Annotated in this window: 1 protein-coding gene; it reads right to left on the bottom strand. The window is 71.2% G+C overall.

From position 1 onward, the window contains the following. Positions 1–33 precede the first annotated feature (33 nt). The gene (locus tag V5E28_RS50020) at positions 34–726 is read right to left on the bottom strand and encodes a DUF7134 domain-containing protein (protein ID WP_442946026.1); all 693 of its coding nucleotides are present in this window, start codon (positions 724–726) and stop codon (positions 34–36) included. Positions 727–785: the final 59 nt, after the last annotated feature.

The following is a 785-nucleotide window of genomic DNA, read 5'->3' as shown; positions in this document are numbered from 1 at the left end:
GATCTAGAACCTAAGGGGGGACCCGGAGCTGGCTCACCGCCTCGACGATGGGCGCCGCGCCGTCTTCTGCCGAGATCCCGGTCGAGAGGGCCTGGGCCCGCTGTCAATAGGCCGCGGCCGGACGTGGTCCTCATGGACGTGCACATGCCGGGCATGAACGGCATCGAGGCGACCAGGGAGATCTGCGCCACCACCGCCGCCAAGGTGCTCGCGCGATCCGGGTGCGCTCCTCGGCCGCCGCCGCGATGTGCTCCTGCTCCCGCCGCCGCGCCCGCTCGGCCAGCTCGGCAGCTCGCGAGCGGCTCGCCCTGCACTGGTGCCCAGCGCGTACGCGGCCACGAAGGCGGTCCCCACCAGCCGGAAGGTCTCGTCGTTCTCCCCCGGCAGCACCAGCGAGGAACCCACGGCCGCCACGATCACCGGAATCGCCGCCAGCCTCTTCCAGGTGGGGCTCAGGTCGGCGATCGTGTACACGGCCAGCAAGGGCCCGAAGGGCAGGAACGGCTTCTCCCGCGTCACCATCACCGACATCGCCGCACCGACCACGACCGCCACCACGATCGGCGCCCGCCTACGCCACCACACCGGCACCGACGCCAACAGCCCCAGCCCGATGATCCACCACGGTTTGGGATCGGGCAGGAGAAGCGGCCCGACCGTAGCCAGGACCACGCCCACCGCAAGCCCCGCGTCAACCGCCCTGCCGACCCGGCGCGCTGCGATCATCCGCCCATCAAGTCGAAGGCAGGGGACCGTTCCCTTTAGGGGGCGGGTGAATGCCGAGT

Source organism: Nonomuraea sp. LPB2021202275-12-8 (genome assembly GCF_037044575.1).
In the GTDB taxonomy this organism is placed as follows: domain Bacteria; phylum Actinomycetota; class Actinomycetes; order Streptosporangiales; family Streptosporangiaceae; genus Nonomuraea.
This window is presented reverse-complemented; position numbering and strand designations above follow the sequence as displayed.

What these genes read in the sequence shown, in the direction of transcription:
- V5E28_RS50020 (WP_442946026.1), bottom strand. Translation starts at nt 726, where the DNA reads ATGATCGCAGCGCGCCGGGTCGGCAGGGCGGTTGACGCGGGGCTTGCG.